The 17,412-nt window shown below is 37.7% G+C and carries 19 protein-coding genes; 14 read left to right on the top strand and 5 right to left on the bottom strand.

Annotated elements, in window-relative coordinates; translation table 11 throughout:
• Positions 1-235: 235 nt before the first annotated feature.
• From AC07WY_RS06985 to AC07WY_RS06975, 3 genes are all read left to right on the top strand, one after another.
• Complete coding sequence (locus AC07WY_RS06985) at positions 236-1,063, top strand: NAD(P)H-binding protein (RefSeq protein WP_494736042.1); 828 nt, start codon at positions 236-238, stop codon at positions 1,061-1,063.
• Positions 1,064-1,090: 27 nt separating this feature from the next.
• On the top strand, positions 1,091-1,951 hold the full coding sequence (locus AC07WY_RS06980) for an arylamine N-acetyltransferase family protein (protein WP_419335417.1): 861 nt from the start codon (positions 1,091-1,093) through the stop codon (positions 1,949-1,951).
• A gap of 224 nt (positions 1,952-2,175) precedes the next feature.
• Positions 2,176-2,556, top strand: a complete 381-nt coding sequence (locus AC07WY_RS06975) for a winged helix-turn-helix transcriptional regulator (RefSeq protein WP_419335418.1) — start codon at positions 2,176-2,178, stop codon at positions 2,554-2,556.
• A 64-nt stretch (positions 2,557-2,620) separates the two neighbouring features.
• Here AC07WY_RS06975 and AC07WY_RS06970 read toward each other — a convergent pair whose 3' ends face one another.
• Positions 2,621-3,508, bottom strand: coding sequence for an AraC family transcriptional regulator (locus AC07WY_RS06970; RefSeq protein WP_151802995.1), 888 nt, complete (start codon positions 3,506-3,508; stop codon positions 2,621-2,623).
• Between the two features lie 351 nt (positions 3,509-3,859).
• On the opposite strand from AC07WY_RS06970, the gene AC07WY_RS06965 reads away from it, so the two are divergent.
• Positions 3,860-4,912, top strand: a complete 1,053-nt coding sequence (locus AC07WY_RS06965; protein ID WP_494736041.1) for a lipase secretion chaperone — start codon at positions 3,860-3,862, stop codon at positions 4,910-4,912.
• Positions 4,913-5,045: 133 nt separating this feature from the next.
• Positions 5,046-6,098 (top strand): esterase/lipase family protein, encoded by a 1,053-nt coding sequence (locus AC07WY_RS06960; protein ID WP_494736040.1) that lies wholly within the window; start codon positions 5,046-5,048, stop codon positions 6,096-6,098.
• A gap of 103 nt (positions 6,099-6,201) precedes the next feature.
• Here the strand turns inward: AC07WY_RS06960 and AC07WY_RS06955 are convergent, their stop codons facing one another.
• The 4 genes from AC07WY_RS06955 to AC07WY_RS06940 are packed head-to-tail and all read right to left on the bottom strand — an operon-like array spanning position 6,202 to position 9,300.
• Positions 6,202-7,515, bottom strand: a complete 1,314-nt coding sequence (locus tag AC07WY_RS06955; RefSeq protein ID WP_494736039.1) for a GntR family transcriptional regulator — start codon at positions 7,513-7,515, stop codon at positions 6,202-6,204.
• Positions 7,516-7,525: 10 nt separating this feature from the next.
• Positions 7,526-8,248, bottom strand: coding sequence for a glutamine amidotransferase (locus AC07WY_RS06950; RefSeq protein ID WP_419335422.1), 723 nt, complete (start codon positions 8,246-8,248; stop codon positions 7,526-7,528).
• A gap of 41 nt (positions 8,249-8,289) precedes the next feature.
• A complete protein-coding gene (locus tag AC07WY_RS06945; protein WP_419335423.1) occupies positions 8,290-8,568 on the bottom strand; it encodes a hypothetical protein in 279 nt (92 codons plus the stop codon).
• 9 nt (positions 8,569-8,577) lie between these two features.
• Positions 8,578-9,300 carry a YggS family pyridoxal phosphate-dependent enzyme gene (locus tag AC07WY_RS06940; protein WP_494736038.1) on the bottom strand — a complete coding sequence of 241 codons (723 nt, stop codon included), beginning with the start codon at positions 9,298-9,300 and terminating at the stop codon, positions 8,578-8,580.
• Between the two features lie 572 nt (positions 9,301-9,872).
• Between AC07WY_RS06940 and lepA the strand changes: the two genes are divergently transcribed.
• From lepA to AC07WY_RS06895, 9 genes are all read left to right on the top strand, one after another.
• Positions 9,873-11,690, top strand: coding sequence for a translation elongation factor 4 (lepA, locus tag AC07WY_RS06935; protein ID WP_004717093.1), 1,818 nt, complete (start codon positions 9,873-9,875; stop codon positions 11,688-11,690).
• A gap of 21 nt (positions 11,691-11,711) precedes the next feature.
• Positions 11,712-12,566: a signal peptidase I gene (gene lepB, locus AC07WY_RS06930; protein WP_419335426.1), complete on the top strand. Its 855-nt coding sequence runs from the start codon at positions 11,712-11,714 to the stop codon at positions 12,564-12,566.
• 310 nt (positions 12,567-12,876) lie between these two features.
• Entirely contained in the window at positions 12,877-13,251 is a 375-nt protein-coding gene (locus AC07WY_RS06925) for a DUF4845 domain-containing protein (protein ID WP_004717090.1), read from the top strand.
• Positions 13,223-13,915 carry a ribonuclease III gene (gene rnc, locus AC07WY_RS06920; protein WP_004717088.1) on the top strand — a complete coding sequence of 231 codons (693 nt, stop codon included), beginning with the start codon at positions 13,223-13,225 and terminating at the stop codon, positions 13,913-13,915. The genes AC07WY_RS06925 and rnc overlap by 29 nt, the downstream gene beginning before the upstream one ends.
• Before the next feature lie 5 nt (positions 13,916-13,920).
• Positions 13,921-14,949 carry a GTPase Era gene (gene era, locus AC07WY_RS06915; protein ID WP_494736037.1) on the top strand — a complete coding sequence of 343 codons (1,029 nt, stop codon included), beginning with the start codon at positions 13,921-13,923 and terminating at the stop codon, positions 14,947-14,949.
• A gap of 20 nt (positions 14,950-14,969) precedes the next feature.
• A complete protein-coding gene (locus AC07WY_RS06910; protein WP_004717085.1) occupies positions 14,970-15,161 on the top strand; it encodes an NF038104 family lipoprotein in 192 nt (63 codons plus the stop codon).
• A gap of 11 nt (positions 15,162-15,172) precedes the next feature.
• Positions 15,173-15,892, top strand: coding sequence for a DNA repair protein RecO (gene recO / locus AC07WY_RS06905; RefSeq protein ID WP_004717082.1), 720 nt, complete (start codon positions 15,173-15,175; stop codon positions 15,890-15,892).
• 31 nt (positions 15,893-15,923) lie between these two features.
• Positions 15,924-16,649 (top strand): pyridoxine 5'-phosphate synthase, encoded by a 726-nt coding sequence (gene pdxJ / locus AC07WY_RS06900; RefSeq protein WP_004717080.1) that lies wholly within the window; start codon positions 15,924-15,926, stop codon positions 16,647-16,649.
• Between the two features lie 34 nt (positions 16,650-16,683).
• Entirely contained in the window at positions 16,684-17,328 is a 645-nt protein-coding gene (locus AC07WY_RS06895) for a MiaE family protein (protein WP_034616324.1), read from the top strand.
• The last annotated feature ends 84 nt before the right edge of the window (positions 17,329-17,412 follow it).

Genomic DNA, 17,412 nt, shown 5'->3' with positions numbered 1-17,412 from the left:
GGATACCATAGATTTGTATAAGTCTTCTGTAATTCTATTCATATTGGATCATGCTTTGCGCATACTGAGATTGCTCAATGTAGACAGTAAGTGCAATGATAACTACATCAAAAGGCTCCTTAGCTTATGAATTTTATTATTAATTTGATGAAATTTTTCATGTAGTTAAATATGTACTGTTTCGTTAAACAGCATCTAGAATCTAGTAATTTTTTAATTAATGAAGTGGTAATCTATGAAAAGTTTGACCAAGAATATTCTGATCATCGGTGGAAAAGGCAAAAATGGACGACGCGTCGTAGAGAAATTAAAGTCGCATAAATTTAATCCAATTGTCACTACTCGTACCATCAATGCGCATGTAGAAAATGAACGGTATTTTGATTGGAATGACAGCAGTACATTTGGCCCAGCACTGAAGAATATTGAAATCGTTTACATTGTTCATCCAGATACTTCAATGTCAGGAGCAGAACAACAGCTTGAAGGATTGATCACAGAAATGATGAATCAGTCTGTTTCCAAAGCTGTATTATTATCAGGCAGAGGTCAAGCACCTGTTGAAAAGTGTGAAAAAATTTTAATGCAGGCTGAACTTGATTGGACGGTCATTCGTTCAGCATGGTTTAACCAAAATTTCAGTGAAGGTCATTTTCTACATGGCATAAGATCTGGCGAAGTGACGTTTATGGCAGATACTGTAAAAGAACCATTCGTTGACTTGGAGGATTTGTCAGATGTTGTGGTTGAATGTCTGACTGATGATTTACATAACGGCAAAATTTATGAAGTCACAGGATCAGAGTTATTGACTTTTGCAGAAGCGGTGAATGCTATCGGAGTAAAGCTTAAGCGAAATATACAGTATCAATATCTTAATCAAAAAGCATATAAACAATATCTGCAAAATGCAGGATTGGATAATTTTATTGCAGAACATATGGCGCAGGCATTTTTTGAAATATTAGATGGACGAAATGAAAGTATCGGCAAAGGTGTTACTCAGGTTCTGGGGCGAGATCCGATTAAATTCACTGATTTTGTAAAATCAAATAAATTCTAGTTTTATGATTTATAAGGTAGCAAAGCGATGTCTTCAGAATTATCAATTTCACAGAAATATTTAACCAAACTGGGCGTGGAAGGTGAGTATTTACCTACGCTTGAGAGTCTAAAAAAGTTGTTATTTCTACATGTAACCAGCATCCCGTTTGGAAATATTTCTTCTTTTCTTGGTGATAACGTGTCTATGGAATTATCACAGATCGCAGATAAATTACTTGATCAAGGACGAGAAGGCTATTGTTTGGAACAGAGTACGCTGACTAGAACAGTATTAAGTGAACTGGGATATGAGGCTTTTAATCTTTTGGGGCGCGTATATTATCAATCTCAACCTATAGAAGCTCCGATTCGTACTCATCTGGTGACTGTGGTAAAACTGGTGGATAAATTATATTTATTTGATCCCAGTTTTGGTGGAACGACTCCGACAGCCGTTCTTTCACTGGATAAGCTCGGGGAAATTCAGAATACACCGCATGAAGCTTTCCGTTTTATTGATGTAAAAGACAGTGGTGTTGCTGAAAGTGCCCTGACAGGTGTGAAGATTATGCTTCAAGCTTATATACGTGATGAGTGGGTCAATATTTATGCACTTGATCCAGAACAGAAAATCTCGGAGTCGGATGCTGTGATTGCCAATTGGTATATTGCAACATCACCAGATTCTATATTTACTCAACATTTGATGCTTGCTGCAGTTACTCCAGATGAACGAATAAACTTAAGTGGAACGACTGTAAAGATCCATGGTAAAAATCATTCAATAAAAAAAGAGCTCACAAGCGAAGATGAATTTCGCGAATATCTTGAGAAGTATTTTAAAATTAATACACCACAATTGAATGTAGCTTTAATATTTAAAAAAATAATCAATCCTGCCGAGTGAAAGATGCGCTTCTAAGAACAACAAGCAACGCTTGCAACCTGTTGAACAGACCTGAATGAATCATCGAAAACAGGTATAAGTCAGATTCACGATAATCATCAGGTTGCAGCTTGCGCATATTTTCAGCATAGTATGTCAGTGGAATATCATCCTTGGAATTAATATTCAATATATGAATAAATAAGAAATCTCAGAGAAAATCTTAAGAATGAATGGAGGAAACCTTGGGTCTAAAGCTGCGGAAAAACCGTGCGCCTTCGCCAAATAATGTCTGTCCCTTGAGTAAGAGTATGGCACTGCTACGGGGCGCTTGGACTGCAGAAATCATCTGGTGTTTAAGTGCTGGACCACGTCGATTTGGCGAGTTAAGAGCTGACTTGCCATCAATTACCGCAAAAGTATTGACAGAACGTCTACGTCATTTGGAAAATAAAGGAATTATACAACGTCTGCCAATCCCGACATCGCCGCCCTCTGTAGAATACAAATTAACAGTTATTGGTGCAAAATTCCTACCCGCTATTCACGCAATCGCCAAAATTGGTGATGAACTCAAATTTGGCATGCCAGATTCCGAAGCTGATTTAAATGAATACAAAAGCTAAGCATGAAAATACTTTGAGTTAAAAATGTTTTACACAATACCTTTTTAATATACGCAGCTGTGGTTTATTCCTGCGCAGGATTATTTTTAAAGGATTCTCTAAACTCAGAAGGTGAGTAGTTAAACGTTTGGGAGAATACTCGGCTGAATGCAGCCTGAGAGGAATAGCCAACAAGCTCTGCAATATGAAAAATACTTTTTTGCGTAGTTAATAGCAATTCACTGGCTAATCGCATTCTCAGCGATTTTAAATATTGTATTGGGGTGGTCCCGACAGATTCTGTAAATTTCTTGTAAAAGCTTGATTTAGAATAATTGGTAGATTTTGCGAGTTCTTCAACGGTCCAGTCAAAATGCGGGTGATTATGCATTAAAGACATGGCTTTACTGATCATCGGTTCCTGTAATGCTGAAATCCAGCTTTTATGATTCGGTTCAACAGTGCTAAGCCAGCACCGAATTGACCAGATAAATAATAGATCAATAATTCTGGTCAGCATAATCTGACTGCCTATCGAAGGTGCTTTAAGTTCCTGTTGAATTGCATGAACAGTGATTGGAACCCATTCTGCAATAATATTTGTGGCTTTACAGGTAAAAGGGACATGAATAAAAGCAGGTAACCCCTCGGCAATAGCTGAGCCATAAATACCTGAAAAATCGATTGTACAGGTGATGATTTTAGCATCCTGAAATGCATCTGTATTCAAGCTTATACTGTGAAAGTTACCAGGTAAAACCACAACTATGTCGCAATGTTTTAATTCCAGATGATGTTCAAGATGATCCATTGTTAAAAGGCATTTTTCTTTCTGAATAATATGTATATAGCCATGATTTGGAGAAAATTCTAGTATTTCTCCAGACAAAAGAGTTGAAATACTATGGATTTTGCCTGCTATACCTGATAACCGATAGATATCAAAAAAAGTATCTGAAAACGAACTAAGCATATTTTTGGAATTCCGAGAAAAATACTGTTTCTGCAAAAACTTTGCATTCTTGGTGATTGTTAGCTTGTGATTTATGTCTAATAATCATTGCAAGAAGCTTTGACTGACCAAAAGTATCAATTATTAATTCGCTCTTAATAGTTATGCCACGAAACTTCTTGAAAAGCTAGATCACTTGAATATGAACATAATAATTTTATGGAGTAGCGAATGGGTTTAAAACTTATGATTATATCGGTAGATGTTTTTTGTAGGGAGCAGCTACCTTTTTAGCTGGTTAATGATTTTGCGAAATATCGGAAAATCTGAGGTTGTGAAAAGCATAATAAAATATTGAAAAAGAGATATAACATGGACGTTATAAGCCACTACAAAAAACATCTGTTGTTGCTGTTGGTTGTATTATTTCTTGTTGGAATAGTATGGTATTTAAAGCCAGAAACCAATACTGTAACAGCCCCATCAAGTTCAAACTCCGCGTTACAAAATCAGCAATCGTTGAGTACTGTTGCGTCAGTTTCTGATACAAATCAGCAAGTCTTAAAGTTTCATGGTGTTATGCCTGAGTTGGCACCATCACTGCGGGGGACAGAGGTAAACTGTCCTTTACAGGTTGATACTAAAGGGCAGTTGGTTTTATCGCGTGGAATTCGTGACTGCTTCGATTATTTTCTTTCAAGTATTGGTGAAAAAACGGAAAGCAGTATTGTTGCTGATATTCGTCAATACCTTGCTGGTCTTCTACCAACGACCGCTCAACCTTATTCTTACCAACTACTTGGTAAGTATATTGATTATCTACATCAGCGTGAAAAGTTACCTGCAGCACAGTCCAATAGTGCAAAGGACTTTAAAACAGTTGCGTCAGCTATGGTTAAACTGCGCAGGCAGATTTTTACGCCACAGGAAGCAGATGTGTTTTTTGCACAAGAAGAAAGCTATGACCAATATGCAATTGCTCAGTATGCCATCAATAATGATAAACGCTTAAGCACAGATGAGAAGGCAGAAAAAAGTGCAGCATTGTTGAATGAACAGCCAGAAGACCTGAAAGCAAGTATGCAGCCGATTTTACAGTACAACCAATTACAGGAATTGACCACTGAAATTAATCAACGTGGAGGTTCAGCGAGTGAGCTGTACGAGATGCGTAAAAAATTAGTCGGTGCAGCAGCAGCAGATCGCCTGACTCAGGTTGATTTACAGGAAAGCCAGTGGCAAAAAAAAGTGGATAGTTATCTTGCAGCAAGGGCACAAATTACGGCGAGTCAGCAAGATGCGGCTCAACAACAGGCTGCAATAAATGAATTACGCAATAGATCTTTTAGTAGCCCAGAAGAACGAATCCGTGCACAGACTTTTGAACAGATGCAGGCGAATTCGAATAAAAAAGTGGCTGAATAGGCAATGAGGAAACGATCAACAACAGAAATATAGCATTGAGAGTTAGACAAGGAGATTTTCAGGGAAATATTTTGAAGTATCAAGAAATCAATGTAATACAAAAATAATGTTCAAATATATGGAGTCTTGAACAATGAAGAAAGTAATCCCGGCCTTGGTATTTGGGGCCCTTATATTCACATCAGTTAATAGCTCAGCAATTGTAACTTCAAGTTATCAGAATTGCGGTATAAAAGACAATCAAGCTGGTTGTAGTCAAACATCTGCAACAGATTGGGGGCTATTTTCTAAAAAAACAGATTATGCCAAAACCAAGTATCCATTGGTGTTTGCACATGGTTTATTTGGTATTGCACAGATTGGACCTGTCAATTACTGGTATGGTATTCCCCAGGATTTAAGCCGTCAGGGTGCAAATGTATTTGTCACCAATACATCTGCTGCAAACTCAGATGCAGTACGTGGTGAACAATTACTTAAACAAGTTCTCACGATTCAGGCCTTAACAGGTGCAGAAAAAGTTAACTTGATTGGTCATAGCCAAGGTGTGCAAACTGTACGCTATGTTGCGGGTGTTCGTCCTGATTTGATCGCATCAGTAACAGGTATTGCAGGTTCAAATAAAGGTAGCGATATTGCAGATTTGGTGGAAACAGTCATACGTAAACCAGCCAGTGAATATGGTCTTGATAAAACTATCGGCGCTATAATAAATGTGTTTACAGGTATAGAAAGTTTTCTGGGTGGTACTTCTAGTAATAGTGGAACATATGATCAAGATGTTTTAAGTGCACTTGCGGGTTTGACCAAGGCAGGAGCGGGTGAGTTTAATGCCACATTCCCTCAAGGTATTCCCGTGACTGAATGTGGGTCAGGAGCTGCTACAGTGAATGGTGTGAATTATTATTCATGGTCGGGTACAGGCACACTTACAAACTTACTGGATCCTTCAGGTTATGGGATGGTTGCTGGTGCGGCATGGATAAAGTTAAGAACTGGTAGTGATAGTGATGGTTTAGTGCCAAGATGTTCATCTCATTTGGGTAATGTCATTCGTGATAACTATCCACAGAACCACCTAGATGAAATTAATCAGTTCTTGGGACTTGTTGGCTCTGGTGCTGGTGCAGACCCCGTTCCGCTATATAGTCAGCATGCCAATCGTTTAAAATTGGCAGGTTTCTGATTTTTAAATTCAATGTTTTTTATGAAGGAAAGTAGGAAATTAGTTTTCTACTTTTCCTCAGTTTAAGATCGTTAGCAAAAATAATGGATGAAAAGCATAAATTTTAGAGTGTCATTATTTTAGTTAAGATAAATGATAAATCATTGAGTAGGTCCATCGCTTTTTGTTCATCTAATTCAGAAGTGGTGATACGTATAGCTTTAATATCCAGGCCTAATGAAAACTCTTTTCCAAGTCTGACTTTCCATCCCATTAGCGCGAGTTGATAGGCTATTTCCTGTGCTTGTGCATGTTCGATCCATAGATTTAAACCATCACAATAACTTATATCTAGAAGCTTTTGATCCAATAATTTTTTAACGATTTCTTGATTTTTTGTTTGATATTGTATTTTTGCTTTATTGATTAATTGATGAACTTTGTCCGATGTCATGAGCGAAAATATCATCTTTTGTAAGATATGACTCACCCAGGTACAGTTTGGATTTAGTTTCATCCTTAGTCTGGTCGCGGTCTGAGGATCACAATTGATAAATGCAAATCTAAAGTCTGGACCTAAAAATTTTGATACAGATCTTATTACCGCCCAATGTCGGGTAGATTCAGGCACAATGTGATAATAAGGGGTTGTGGCAAGTAATGAAAAGTGATCATCAATAATAATGAGTACATCAGGGTATTCAGAAAATAACTGATGTAATTCTTGTGCCGTTTTAGCATCAAGACTATAACTGGTCGGATTCTGCGCTCTTGGTGTAATGACGATTGCTTTGGCTTTTTGCTCTAGTGCTTTTCTTATACTATGAATATCATAGCCTTGTGCTGTGACTGGGAAAAACACCATATTAAAGCGATTCACCTGTAAAGTATGAATACTGGTAATGAAACCTGGTTGCTCGATTGCAATACTGTCAGATTGGATTAAATGTGCATTGAGAATTCTTTCAATTGCATCAACCGCACCATGAGTAAATTCAATTTCAGCAATTTTATGGCTGATGTCAGCAAAAACTTCATTTCGAGCAAAGGTTTCCAAATCTGGAAGCTTGGTACTGTCACCATATAAATAGGGTGCACTAAAATTAAAGTTGATGTCATGTAACTGAGGTAAAAAACCTTGGCATGGATTTCCATGCGCGAGGTCAAAAAATGTTTGATTGGTTTTTTGATGGTTTTCAAAACTATTAATTTGTGGATTTTTACGGACTTGAGTGCCTGCACGCCCTTTGGATATAACAATCCCCATTAAGGCTAAATCTTTATAGGCGGCAGCAACAGTATTACGATTGACTTCTAACTCAGTGGCTAAAGCACGAATATTGGGTAATAATTCTCCCTCCTTCAAAATCCCATTCTGAATAAGTTCTCGAATACTATTTTGAATGTCTTGAGATGTTTTACCTTTAATTTCAGCCATATAGATCCAATCATTTACTTTCAAACCCGATCAAGTTATTTAACCAGTCTTCAAGTACAAGTTTTGCTTTGTCTGCCAGTATATTGCCATAATATTGATTCTCAAGTCTTAAATCCAGAATATCTATCTTATGTTGCCTTAATTCATCAGTATGACCGATGAGCCATCTTTCAAATTGTTTAGGATCGGCTTCTGCATGGAACTGTAATGCCATAATATTATTTCCTACACTAAATGCTTGATTTGGATAATAAATTGAACTGGCTAAGTGCGTGCCAACACTAGGCAAATCAAATGTATCACCATGCCAATGTAAAACGTGTATACCTTCAAGAAACCTTAAAGGTGATGCAAATGCCTGAGCACTCAAGGATAAGCGGCCCCATCTTATTTCTTTGATATGGCCTGGATATACTCTTGCACCTAAAGCAGTTGCAATCAGTTGGGCACCCAAACAAATACCAAAAGTTGCATAATTGGCTGTTAATCGTTGCTTTAATCCCGCGATGATTTCTTTTAGATAAGGATAGGTGCTTAAGTCATATGCACTGATTGGCCCGCCAAGAATGATAAGCGGGTCTTTTTCTTGTAAGATAGTACTCAGATCATCTACACCTGCTTGAAAAACGCAAATGTCATAGCCCATCTGTTTTAGTACGGGAGTAAAGCTTCCGGTATCCTCAAAACTTAAAAATTGGATCACATTAATAACGTGGTGTTTTATCATGTTCATGTTTGTCTCTCAGTGAAATAAGTGTGGATCAGCGCTATGAATCAAACTGAATTGGATGACTCTTCATTCTGTTGAAAAACTGAATCAGCGGTTGTATTTTGATAAGAATATTGAGAAGACAACGTTCTCATCTGACCATTTTGATAAATAAGAACACGCATATCTTCAGTCACTTGTACAAAATCAACTTCAATAGAATCAATCACTTTCAATGTTGCGATGAGTTGCTGAATCGAATTTTGTGAAGCAAGATGATTGGGTGTAAAAGTACCGAGTAACTTTTTTTCTCGATATATATTGATCTGATAGTGAGTTTTCATCGTGATGCTCTATTCAGTAGGCCAGTAATAACTGTCTGGTTTGGAACGTGCGCCAAAAATTGCTTGTCCAATCCTGATATCTGTTGCACCTTCAGCGATCGCAAGTTCAAAATCTCCAGACATACCCATTGAAAGCCGTTGTATCTCTGGGTATTTTTCTGAAATTTGATCTCTTAGGGTTTTTAAAAGCTGAAAACACTGTTTGACTTCAGTAGGGACATGGCTATGTATTGCCAAAGTCATCAATCCAACAATTTTTATGTAGGTAAAAGGCATACATTGTTCTATGAAATGTTCTAGCTCGTGAGGCTGAATGCCATATTTACTGCTTTCACCTGATGTGTTGACTTGGACAAAGACAGGCATAATCCGCTTTTCTTTCTCTAAGGCGTTATTCAGTTTGTAAGCAAGTTCGACGCGATCTAAGGCATGGAATTCACTGATAAATTGGGCTACATATTTCACTTTATTGCGCTGTAGATGCCCAATCAGCACCCATTTTAAATTGCTAAGTTGTTTTAGTTCATCATATTTACCCTTGGCTTCAAGAACTTTATTTTCCCCTACACAGTCATATCCTAGCGCGTGAATTGCTCGAACATGTTCTGCTGAAAATGTCTTACTGACAGGCAATAATCTGATTTCGGAAGGATCTCGATTTACCTTGAGGCAAGCTTTCTCAATCGTTAATTTAACTTCACTCAGTCTGTCTGAAATAATCTCGTTTAACACAATATTGACCTATGACAAAATTATTTATTGTATAGAACAATATCATGAGATTATTTGATAAACAAATCTATATAAATGCGATTACTGAGAAGGACAACTCATTGATATTTAATGATTGAATAGGGGGGTGATAATAGGGGTGAACAATATTTGAGAAATTTTTCCTTTGTTTTTTGGTATTTAGCCTATACAAATCATAGTAGTACAAACAAATGTTTAAATATTGTTATCAGATTAAATATGAAATAACAGTGCAAGAAATTCTAATAATTACTGTTCTGAAAAAAGAATATTTCTTTTGCGATTCAGTGTTTGAGCATTGTTCAGCTTGGTACATAACGATGAGTAAGTAGGGCTTTACACTGCTTGTTATTATGAACCTCTAGATTCAAAGCATGGATTGGCACAGTTGATAAAACAATACACAGGACGTCTTATTTTTATATGTAATTACTATATTTTTGACCATGTTCTGCTTATACTGTGCAGCAATTAAGATATTTCATTTTTTGCACGTCATAAGTACTTTTGATATTGAGTACATGATTGTGTACATATTTTTAGAGTAGTGTATGGCAGTAGCTAAGAAATCCGTTAATATCAACAATATACGTAATTTTTCGATTATCGCTCATATCGACCACGGCAAGTCAACACTTGCAGACCGTTTCATTCAAATGTGTGGTGGATTGCAAGACCGTGAAATGCAAGCTCAAGTCTTAGACTCTATGGAGCTAGAGCGTGAACGTGGGATTACCATTAAAGCGGCTTCTGTAACCTTGTACTATACCCATCCAAATGGGCAAGAGTATCAATTAAACTTTATTGATACACCGGGACACGTGGACTTCTCTTATGAAGTATCGCGTTCTCTTGCTGCTTGTGAAGGAGCATTGTTGGTTGTCGATGCTGCACAAGGGGTTGAGGCGCAATCTGTTGCAAACTGCTATACCGCAATTGAGCAGGGTCTAGAAGTATTACCCGTCCTGAATAAAATCGATTTGCCACAAGCAGAACCTGAACGTGTTATTCATGAAATCGAAGAAATTATCGGTATTGAAGCAACACATGCACCAACATGTTCGGCAAAAACAGGTCTAGGTGTAGAGTCTGTTTTAGAGACATTGGTTGACATTATTCCAGCACCGCAAGGTGACCGTGACGCACCTTTACAAGCCTTAATTATTGACTCTTGGTTTGACAACTATTTAGGTGTTGTATCACTAGTTCGTATCAAGCAAGGTCGTGTGCGTAAAGGCGATAAAATGTTGATGAAATCAACAGGTCAATCGCACATCATCACTTCGGTTGGTATTTTTAATCCAAAACATACCGATACAGGTATTTTAGAAGCGGGTGAAGTTGGCTTTATCATTGCTGGGATCAAAGACATTTTTGGTGCGCCAGTTGGTGATACGATTACCTTGGCAACCACACCTGATGTTGCAACTTTACCGGGTTTTAAAAAGGTAAAACCACAGGTATATGCGGGTTTATTCCCAATTGATGCCAGTGATTTTGAACCATTCCGTGAAGCGCTACATAAGTTACAAATTAACGATTCAGCCTTGTTCTTTGAACCTGAAAGCTCAGATGCTTTAGGTTTTGGTTTCCGTTGTGGCTTCTTGGGAATGCTACACATGGAAATTGTACAAGAACGTCTAGAGCGTGAGTATGATTTAGACTTAATTAGCTCTGCACCTACCGTAATCTATGAAGCATTGATGAAAAATGGCGAAACGATTTATATCGATAGCCCATCTAAAATGCCTGATGGTTCAACGGTTGAAGATTTACGCGAGCCGATTGCTGAATGTCATATTTTAGTGCCTCAAGAATACTTGGGGAATGTCATGACTTTATGTATCGAGCGCCGTGGTGTGCAAAAAGATATGAAATTCTTGGGTAACCAAGTATCAATTACCTTTGAAATTCCAATGGCAGAAGTGGTTATGGATTTCTTTGATAAATTGAAATCTTGCTCACGTGGCTTTGCTTCACTGGATTACAATTTCGTGCGTTTTGAGAGTTCATCTCTAGTTAAGGTTGATGTGTTAATTAATGGTGATAAGGTTGATGCTTTGGCAATGATTTGTCATCGTAATGATGCACGTCACCGTGGTATTGCTTTAGTTGAAAAGATGAAAGACTTGATTCCGCGTCAAATGTTTGATGTGGCGATTCAAGCTGCAATTGGTGCACAAATCATTGCACGTTCAACAGTTAAAGCGATGCGTAAAAACGTATTGGCTAAATGTTATGGTGGTGACGTTTCTCGTAAGAAGAAACTGTTATCGAAACAAAAAGAAGGTAAGAAACGCATGAAGCAAGTGGGTAGTGTTGAAATCCCACAAGAAGCGTTCCTTGCTGTGTTAAAAGTAGAAAGATAAAAACTAGAGGTCTTATTGCTCATGGATTTTGATTTTAATTTAATTCTCGTTCCTGCAACGCTTATATTTTTTGGGCTATGGTTACTGGATAAGTTTGTACTGAAACAACGTGCAACAAAAGGTAAGGGGAATGAAAATGTCATCATTTCATGGGCATATGATTTCTGGCCTGTTCTAGCAGTGGTTTTGGTGTTGCGTTCATTCTTATTTGAACCATTTAATATTCCTTCTGATTCTATGGTACCGACTTTAGAAACAGGTGATTATATTTTGGTGAATAAGTTCCAGTACGGTGTGCGTTTACCGATCACCAATACCAAGATAATTGATATTGGTGAGCCACAACGTGGTGATGTTGCTGTTTTTCGTTATCCAGAAAATCCAAAAATTAGCTATATCAAACGTATTATTGGTTTACCGGGTGACCATCTTGAATTCAATAATGGTCAACTTACAATTAATGGTAAAAATGTTGAGCAAGTACCTGCTGAGTTTAGTCGTGAAAAAGATATTTTAGATACGCCTAAGTCAATCTACTATTATGAAACGATGGGTACACATAAGCATTTAGTTCGTTTGTTAGAAGGTCAAAATACTTTGGTTTCAGCATTTAATTATGCACAGAAAAAACAAGACCTACCTTATGTAGCAACTGCAAATGACCGCTTTGTAAAATCAAATGGTCAAAGTTGGGAAGTGACTGTTCCAAAAGGCCATTATTTTGCCATGGGTGATAACCGTGATCAAAGTGCAGACAGTCGTTTTTGGGGCTTTGTACCTGAAGAGAACTTAACTGGTCATGCAATATATGTGTGGATGCATAAGGAACCTGGTTTAAAAATACCTTCGTTTAGTCGAAATGGAGCAATTAACTAATCGGTTACAGTTTAGAAAATCAAATAAAGGTCAATTTTTATTGACCTTTATTTTTATCTGTTAAAGCTATCAAGTTGTCTTGATTTATAAGAAAAATGAAATAGAACAAATGATTTAAACTAGCAACTTGATGCAGTTTCAAGGATAATAGCGCGGTAAAGTTTTTTATCACACCAGGGTTTGCAGTGGATAAAAAATTTATAACAATTGAAAATGATCAGTGGGTCTGCAGCAGTATATTTGACTCAATTATATGATTATTTTCAATTGCGATTAAAGATTATTCATTCTGAGCTGTTGGATAAAAAAAATGCGTAAAAATCAACAAGGCGCTTCATATATTGGAATTTTACTGGGGATAATTGCTTTAGCTTTTATGTTGAAAATCATAGTTGCTGTATGGCCTTTATACTGGGATGATCGTGTGATTAATAATCAAATTGTAGAGCAGATAAAGAATAGCTCTGCTGAAATCACACCAATGAAATTTGCAACAGAAGTTGATAAACGGTTAGAAATGAACAATATCCGAGATACTAAACTTGAGGATATTGCGACTGTATCAACTAAAGATGGTTTACAAGTGACTAAAAAATATGAAGTACGAAAAAATTTCATGCTGAATATAGATTTAGTCCTCACTTTCGAGAAGAGTTTTGATCAAAGGTCAGTTGAAAGTAAGTGATCCTCGCTTACAGAGTAGAATCGGTTACCAGTTTAAACAATACGAGTTATTACAACTCGCGCTGACTCATCGCTCGGTGAGTCACAAATACAACTATGAGCGCCTAGAGTTTTTAGGTGATGCATTGTTGGGTATGATCATCGCAAACTACTTATATCATGCGTACCCTCATGAAAATGAAGGGCGTTTGACGCGTATGCGCGCAACTTTGGTACGCCAAGAAGCACTGGGTAAAATTGCCAATGATTTAAAGTTAAGTCAAAGTTTAATTTTAAGTACAGGTGAATTGAAATCAGGCGGTCATCATCGTGAGTCAATATTAGCAGATACAGTTGAAGCAATTATTGGCGCAATTTATACCGAAACGCGAGATTTGCCTTTGTTGGAATCGATTGTTTTAAAATGGTATGAACCCTATTTAGATCATATCGAACCGACAGATCAACTCAAAGACCCGAAATCACGTTTACAAGAATATCTACAAGCTCGTAAAAAGCATCTCCCAGTTTATGAGGTCGTAGATATTCAGGGTGATGCACCTAACCAGCATTTTAAAGTAGAATGTACGGTAGATGGCTTGCCTAAAATGATGGGTGAGGGATCAAGTCGCCGTTTTGCAGAACAAGCAGTCGCGGCGGATTTTTTAAAGATATTGGAGCAGTAAACTGCATGAGTACACATTCCGATCACAATGATGCTGATCACGAGCCGTCTGAAAACGGTAATGAGTTAATTAATCAATTTTTTAGCTCGCAAGGTACAGAAATCCCTTCGGATTATCGAAGTGGATTTGTTGCAATTGTAGGACGTCCAAACGTGGGTAAATCGACATTGATGAACCATTTATTGGGTCAAAAATTGTCAATTACTTCACGTAAGCCACAAACGACGCGCCATAAAATCATTGGTATTGATAGTCGTGAAAAGTCTCAGGCTGTATTTGTTGATACGCCGGGGATGCACAAGAAAGAAGTGCGTGCGATCAATAAAATGATGAACAAAGCTGCACATTCTGCATTGCGTGATGTCAATTTGGTTCTATTTGTTTTAGATGCCCAGAAATGGACACCAAATGATGACTTGGTTTTAGAAAAACTGCAAAATGCAGAAATGCCAGTCGTTTTGATTATCAATAAAATCGATACCTTAGAAAATAAGCGTATGATTTTACCGTTGATCCAAGAACGTGCGAAGTTGATGAATTTTGCTGAAATTGTTCCTGTTTCAGCATTACGTGGTGCAAATTTGGATCATTTGCGTGAAGCGATTGAAAAGTATCTACCATTCCAGCCACCATTATATTCTTTAGAACAGTTAACTGACCGTTCAGAACGTTTTCTTGCCAGTGAAATCATTCGTGAGAAAATTATGCGTCAGTTAGGTGAAGAGCTGCCTTATGATTTAACGGTTCAAATTGAGTCATTTAAAATAGAAGAAGCGACAGTGAATGAAAAAACTGGTCGTCCTAAGGCTGCATGTACTTATATTGATGCTACAATTTTTGTTGATCGCCCTGGGCAAAAAGCCATCGTGATTGGTGAAAAAGGTGCTAAGCTGAAGAAAATTGGTATGGATGCTCGTGTCGACATGGAAAAAATGTTTGAGCAAAAAATCATGCTAACACTTTGGGTGAAAGTTAAAGGTGGTTGGTCTGATGACGAACGTGCTTTAAAAAGTTTAGGCTACAGCGATATTTAATTGACTTTTTGGGAACTGAAATGATTCGAGTTATAGCAATTCTTGCTTGCATAATCATGTTACAAGGCTGTATCACTAAAATTGTGACAGTTCCCGTCAAAGTTGCTTATAAAACCACAAAAGGCGTGGTTAAAGGCACTGCTGCGGTTGTAGGCGCTGTTATTCCTGACGGGGATGATGACGATGATAAGAAAAAACAAAAGGATGATTAAGTTCAAGCTAGATGCGTAATGAAATCTTGCATGGTTATTTAATCCATCATCGAAAATACAGAGAACGTAGTCATATTGTGCACTTATTTACACAAGAGCATGGTCGTGTCGACGGTATTCTTAGACAAACCCCACCACCACAATATCAACCGATTACTTTACAAGCGTCGGGAAAATCCGAGCTTAAAAACTTTTCAAAACTCGAAATACTCAATCAACCGATTTTCTTTTATGGGGATGCTTTCTTTTCAGGCTTTTATTTAAATGAATTGCTACTTCGTTTATGTCCGCTTGAAGAAATGATGTCTGAAACATTTCAGCAATACCATTTAACTTTACAACATTTACAAAAATTGGCTGAACATCCACAAGCTGATTTATTTCTTCGACAAATTTTACGCCAGTTTGAACACGCACTGTTAGAAGAGTTGGGTTATCCACTGGATTATGGGCATGATTCAAATCAACAAGAGATTATGCTGACCCAACGTTATCAATTTCAATTGGCCGAAGGCTTTACACCAGTGTCATATACCTCGTCTGGGACGTTGCTGGGCCAACAAATTCTAAGCATGGCAAATTATGAAAAGGGTAGGGATTTTAGCCCAGAGCAGTTACAATTATTGGCTAAACTCTATCGACAAATGATTACTTCACTTTTAGGTGATCGACCATTAAAAAGTCGTCAGCTTTGGGTTCAAAATGCTCAATCTAAAACGTTGAGCCGTTAATTTTATTTTATTGGTTAATTAGGAGAATGTTATGGCCGCATTGCTAGGTGTAAACATTGACCATGTTGCAACCCTCAGACAAGCACGTGGAACGACTTATCCTGATCCTGTGAAAGCTGCATTAATTTGCGAACAAGCAGGGGCGGAAGGCATTACTTTACACTTACGTGAAGATCGTCGTCATATTCAAGATGATGATGTGCGCCGTATGCGACCTGTATTGACGACAAGAATGAACTTGGAAATTGCTGTAACTGATGAAATGGTTGCATTTGCAAAAGAGATTCAACCACATCATGTGTGTTTTGTGCCAGAGAAACGTCAAGAAATCACCACAGAAGGTGGTTTAGATGTGCTTGGGCATTTTGAAGATGTTAAAGCTGCGACTCAGGCATTAACTGCAATTGGTTGTGATGTATCTTTGTTTATTGATGCTGATTTTGCACAAATCGATGCTGCAATTGCTTGTGGTGCACCCACTATTGAATTACATACGGGTGCTTATGCAGACGCTAAAACTGCTGAAGCTCAACAGATTGAACTCGAAAGAATTATTAAAGGTACTGAGTACGCTGCATCTAAAGGTTTGGTCGTTAATGCTGGTCATGGTTTGAATTTGGACAATGTGGCTGCAATTGCTGCAATTCCTCAGATTCATGAACTTAATATTGGACATTCGATTATTGCCGAAAGTGTATTTGTTGGATTGGAACAAGCTGTAAAGGACATGAAGGCCGCACTTCATGCAGCTGGTTAATTTAATTTTTGATTTACGTTGTTGAATATTGATCATGTCGAATATGAATTATGATGAGCTTATGCAACCTGTGATTGCTTTTTTAGGCTGTGAAACGCCAAAGGCATGGTTGGATGAGGCATTGAACAATCTCCCATTGCTCATGCAGGATCATGCGAATTGTGAAAAGAAAGCGGCTGGAACAGCAATGAACTTGATGTTTCGCTACAGTTTTTTTACCGATTTGCAGATCAAATTAGCACAACTTGTGCGTGAAGAAATGTTGCATTATGAACAAGTGTTAGAGTTTATGAGCAAACGTGGTCAAGAATGGAAAGGTCTGAGTGCAGGTCGTTACGCAGGTGGTTTGCGTAAAGAAATTCGTACTTATGAACCAGAAGCTTTGATTGATGTTTTGGTGATTGGTGCATTTGTTGAAGCTCGTTCTTGTGAACGATTTTATGCCTTAGCGCCATTGGTAGATGATGAGTTGGGTCGTTATTACCGTTACTTGCTGAAATCTGAGTCTCGTCACTATGAGGACTATTTAGCTTTGGCTTTAGATGTTGCTAAAACTGCTAAATTAAAAGATCCAGAAGAGGATATTCAGCAACGCATCGAATTGATTCGTGAAGTAGAGAAGGATTTGATTTTAACGCCTGATAAGACTTTCCGTTTCCATAGCGGTGTGCCGGTTTAACTGCTTGACTAATTAAAAACTGAATTTAAAAAATAGACCAAAGCATTGCTTTGGTCTATTTTGTTGGGCTGTTTAAGAAAAACC

The organism is Acinetobacter sp. GW821-FHT01C12, assembly GCF_059422625.1.
Note: the sequence above shows the minus strand (reverse complement) of the source record. Positions and strands in the feature narration are given on the sequence as shown.

Coding starts and splice junctions, on each gene's coding strand:
- AC07WY_RS06985 (WP_494736042.1), top strand. CDS start 236: ATGAAAAGTTTGACCAAGAATATTCTGATCATCGGTGGAAAAGGCAAA.
- AC07WY_RS06980 (WP_419335417.1), top strand. CDS start 1,091: ATGTCTTCAGAATTATCAATTTCACAGAAATATTTAACCAAACTGGGC.
- AC07WY_RS06970 (WP_151802995.1), bottom strand. CDS start 3,508: ATGCTTAGTTCGTTTTCAGATACTTTTTTTGATATCTATCGGTTATCA.
- AC07WY_RS06965 (WP_494736041.1), top strand. CDS start 3,860: ATGGACGTTATAAGCCACTACAAAAAACATCTGTTGTTGCTGTTGGTT.
- AC07WY_RS06960 (WP_494736040.1), top strand. CDS start 5,046: ATGAAGAAAGTAATCCCGGCCTTGGTATTTGGGGCCCTTATATTCACA.
- AC07WY_RS06955 (WP_494736039.1), bottom strand. CDS start 7,515: ATGGCTGAAATTAAAGGTAAAACATCTCAAGACATTCAAAATAGTATT.
- AC07WY_RS06950 (WP_419335422.1), bottom strand. CDS start 8,248: ATGAACATGATAAAACACCACGTTATTAATGTGATCCAATTTTTAAGT.
- AC07WY_RS06945 (WP_419335423.1), bottom strand. CDS start 8,568: ATGAAAACTCACTATCAGATCAATATATATCGAGAAAAAAAGTTACTC.
- lepA (WP_004717093.1), top strand. CDS start 9,873: ATGGCAGTAGCTAAGAAATCCGTTAATATCAACAATATACGTAATTTT.
- lepB (WP_419335426.1), top strand. CDS start 11,712: ATGGATTTTGATTTTAATTTAATTCTCGTTCCTGCAACGCTTATATTT.
- AC07WY_RS06925 (WP_004717090.1), top strand. CDS start 12,877: ATGCGTAAAAATCAACAAGGCGCTTCATATATTGGAATTTTACTGGGG.
- era (WP_494736037.1), top strand. CDS start 13,921: ATGAGTACACATTCCGATCACAATGATGCTGATCACGAGCCGTCTGAA.
- AC07WY_RS06910 (WP_004717085.1), top strand. CDS start 14,970: ATGATTCGAGTTATAGCAATTCTTGCTTGCATAATCATGTTACAAGGC.
- recO (WP_004717082.1), top strand. CDS start 15,173: ATGCGTAATGAAATCTTGCATGGTTATTTAATCCATCATCGAAAATAC.
- pdxJ (WP_004717080.1), top strand. CDS start 15,924: ATGGCCGCATTGCTAGGTGTAAACATTGACCATGTTGCAACCCTCAGA.
- AC07WY_RS06895 (WP_034616324.1), top strand. CDS start 16,684: ATGTCGAATATGAATTATGATGAGCTTATGCAACCTGTGATTGCTTTT.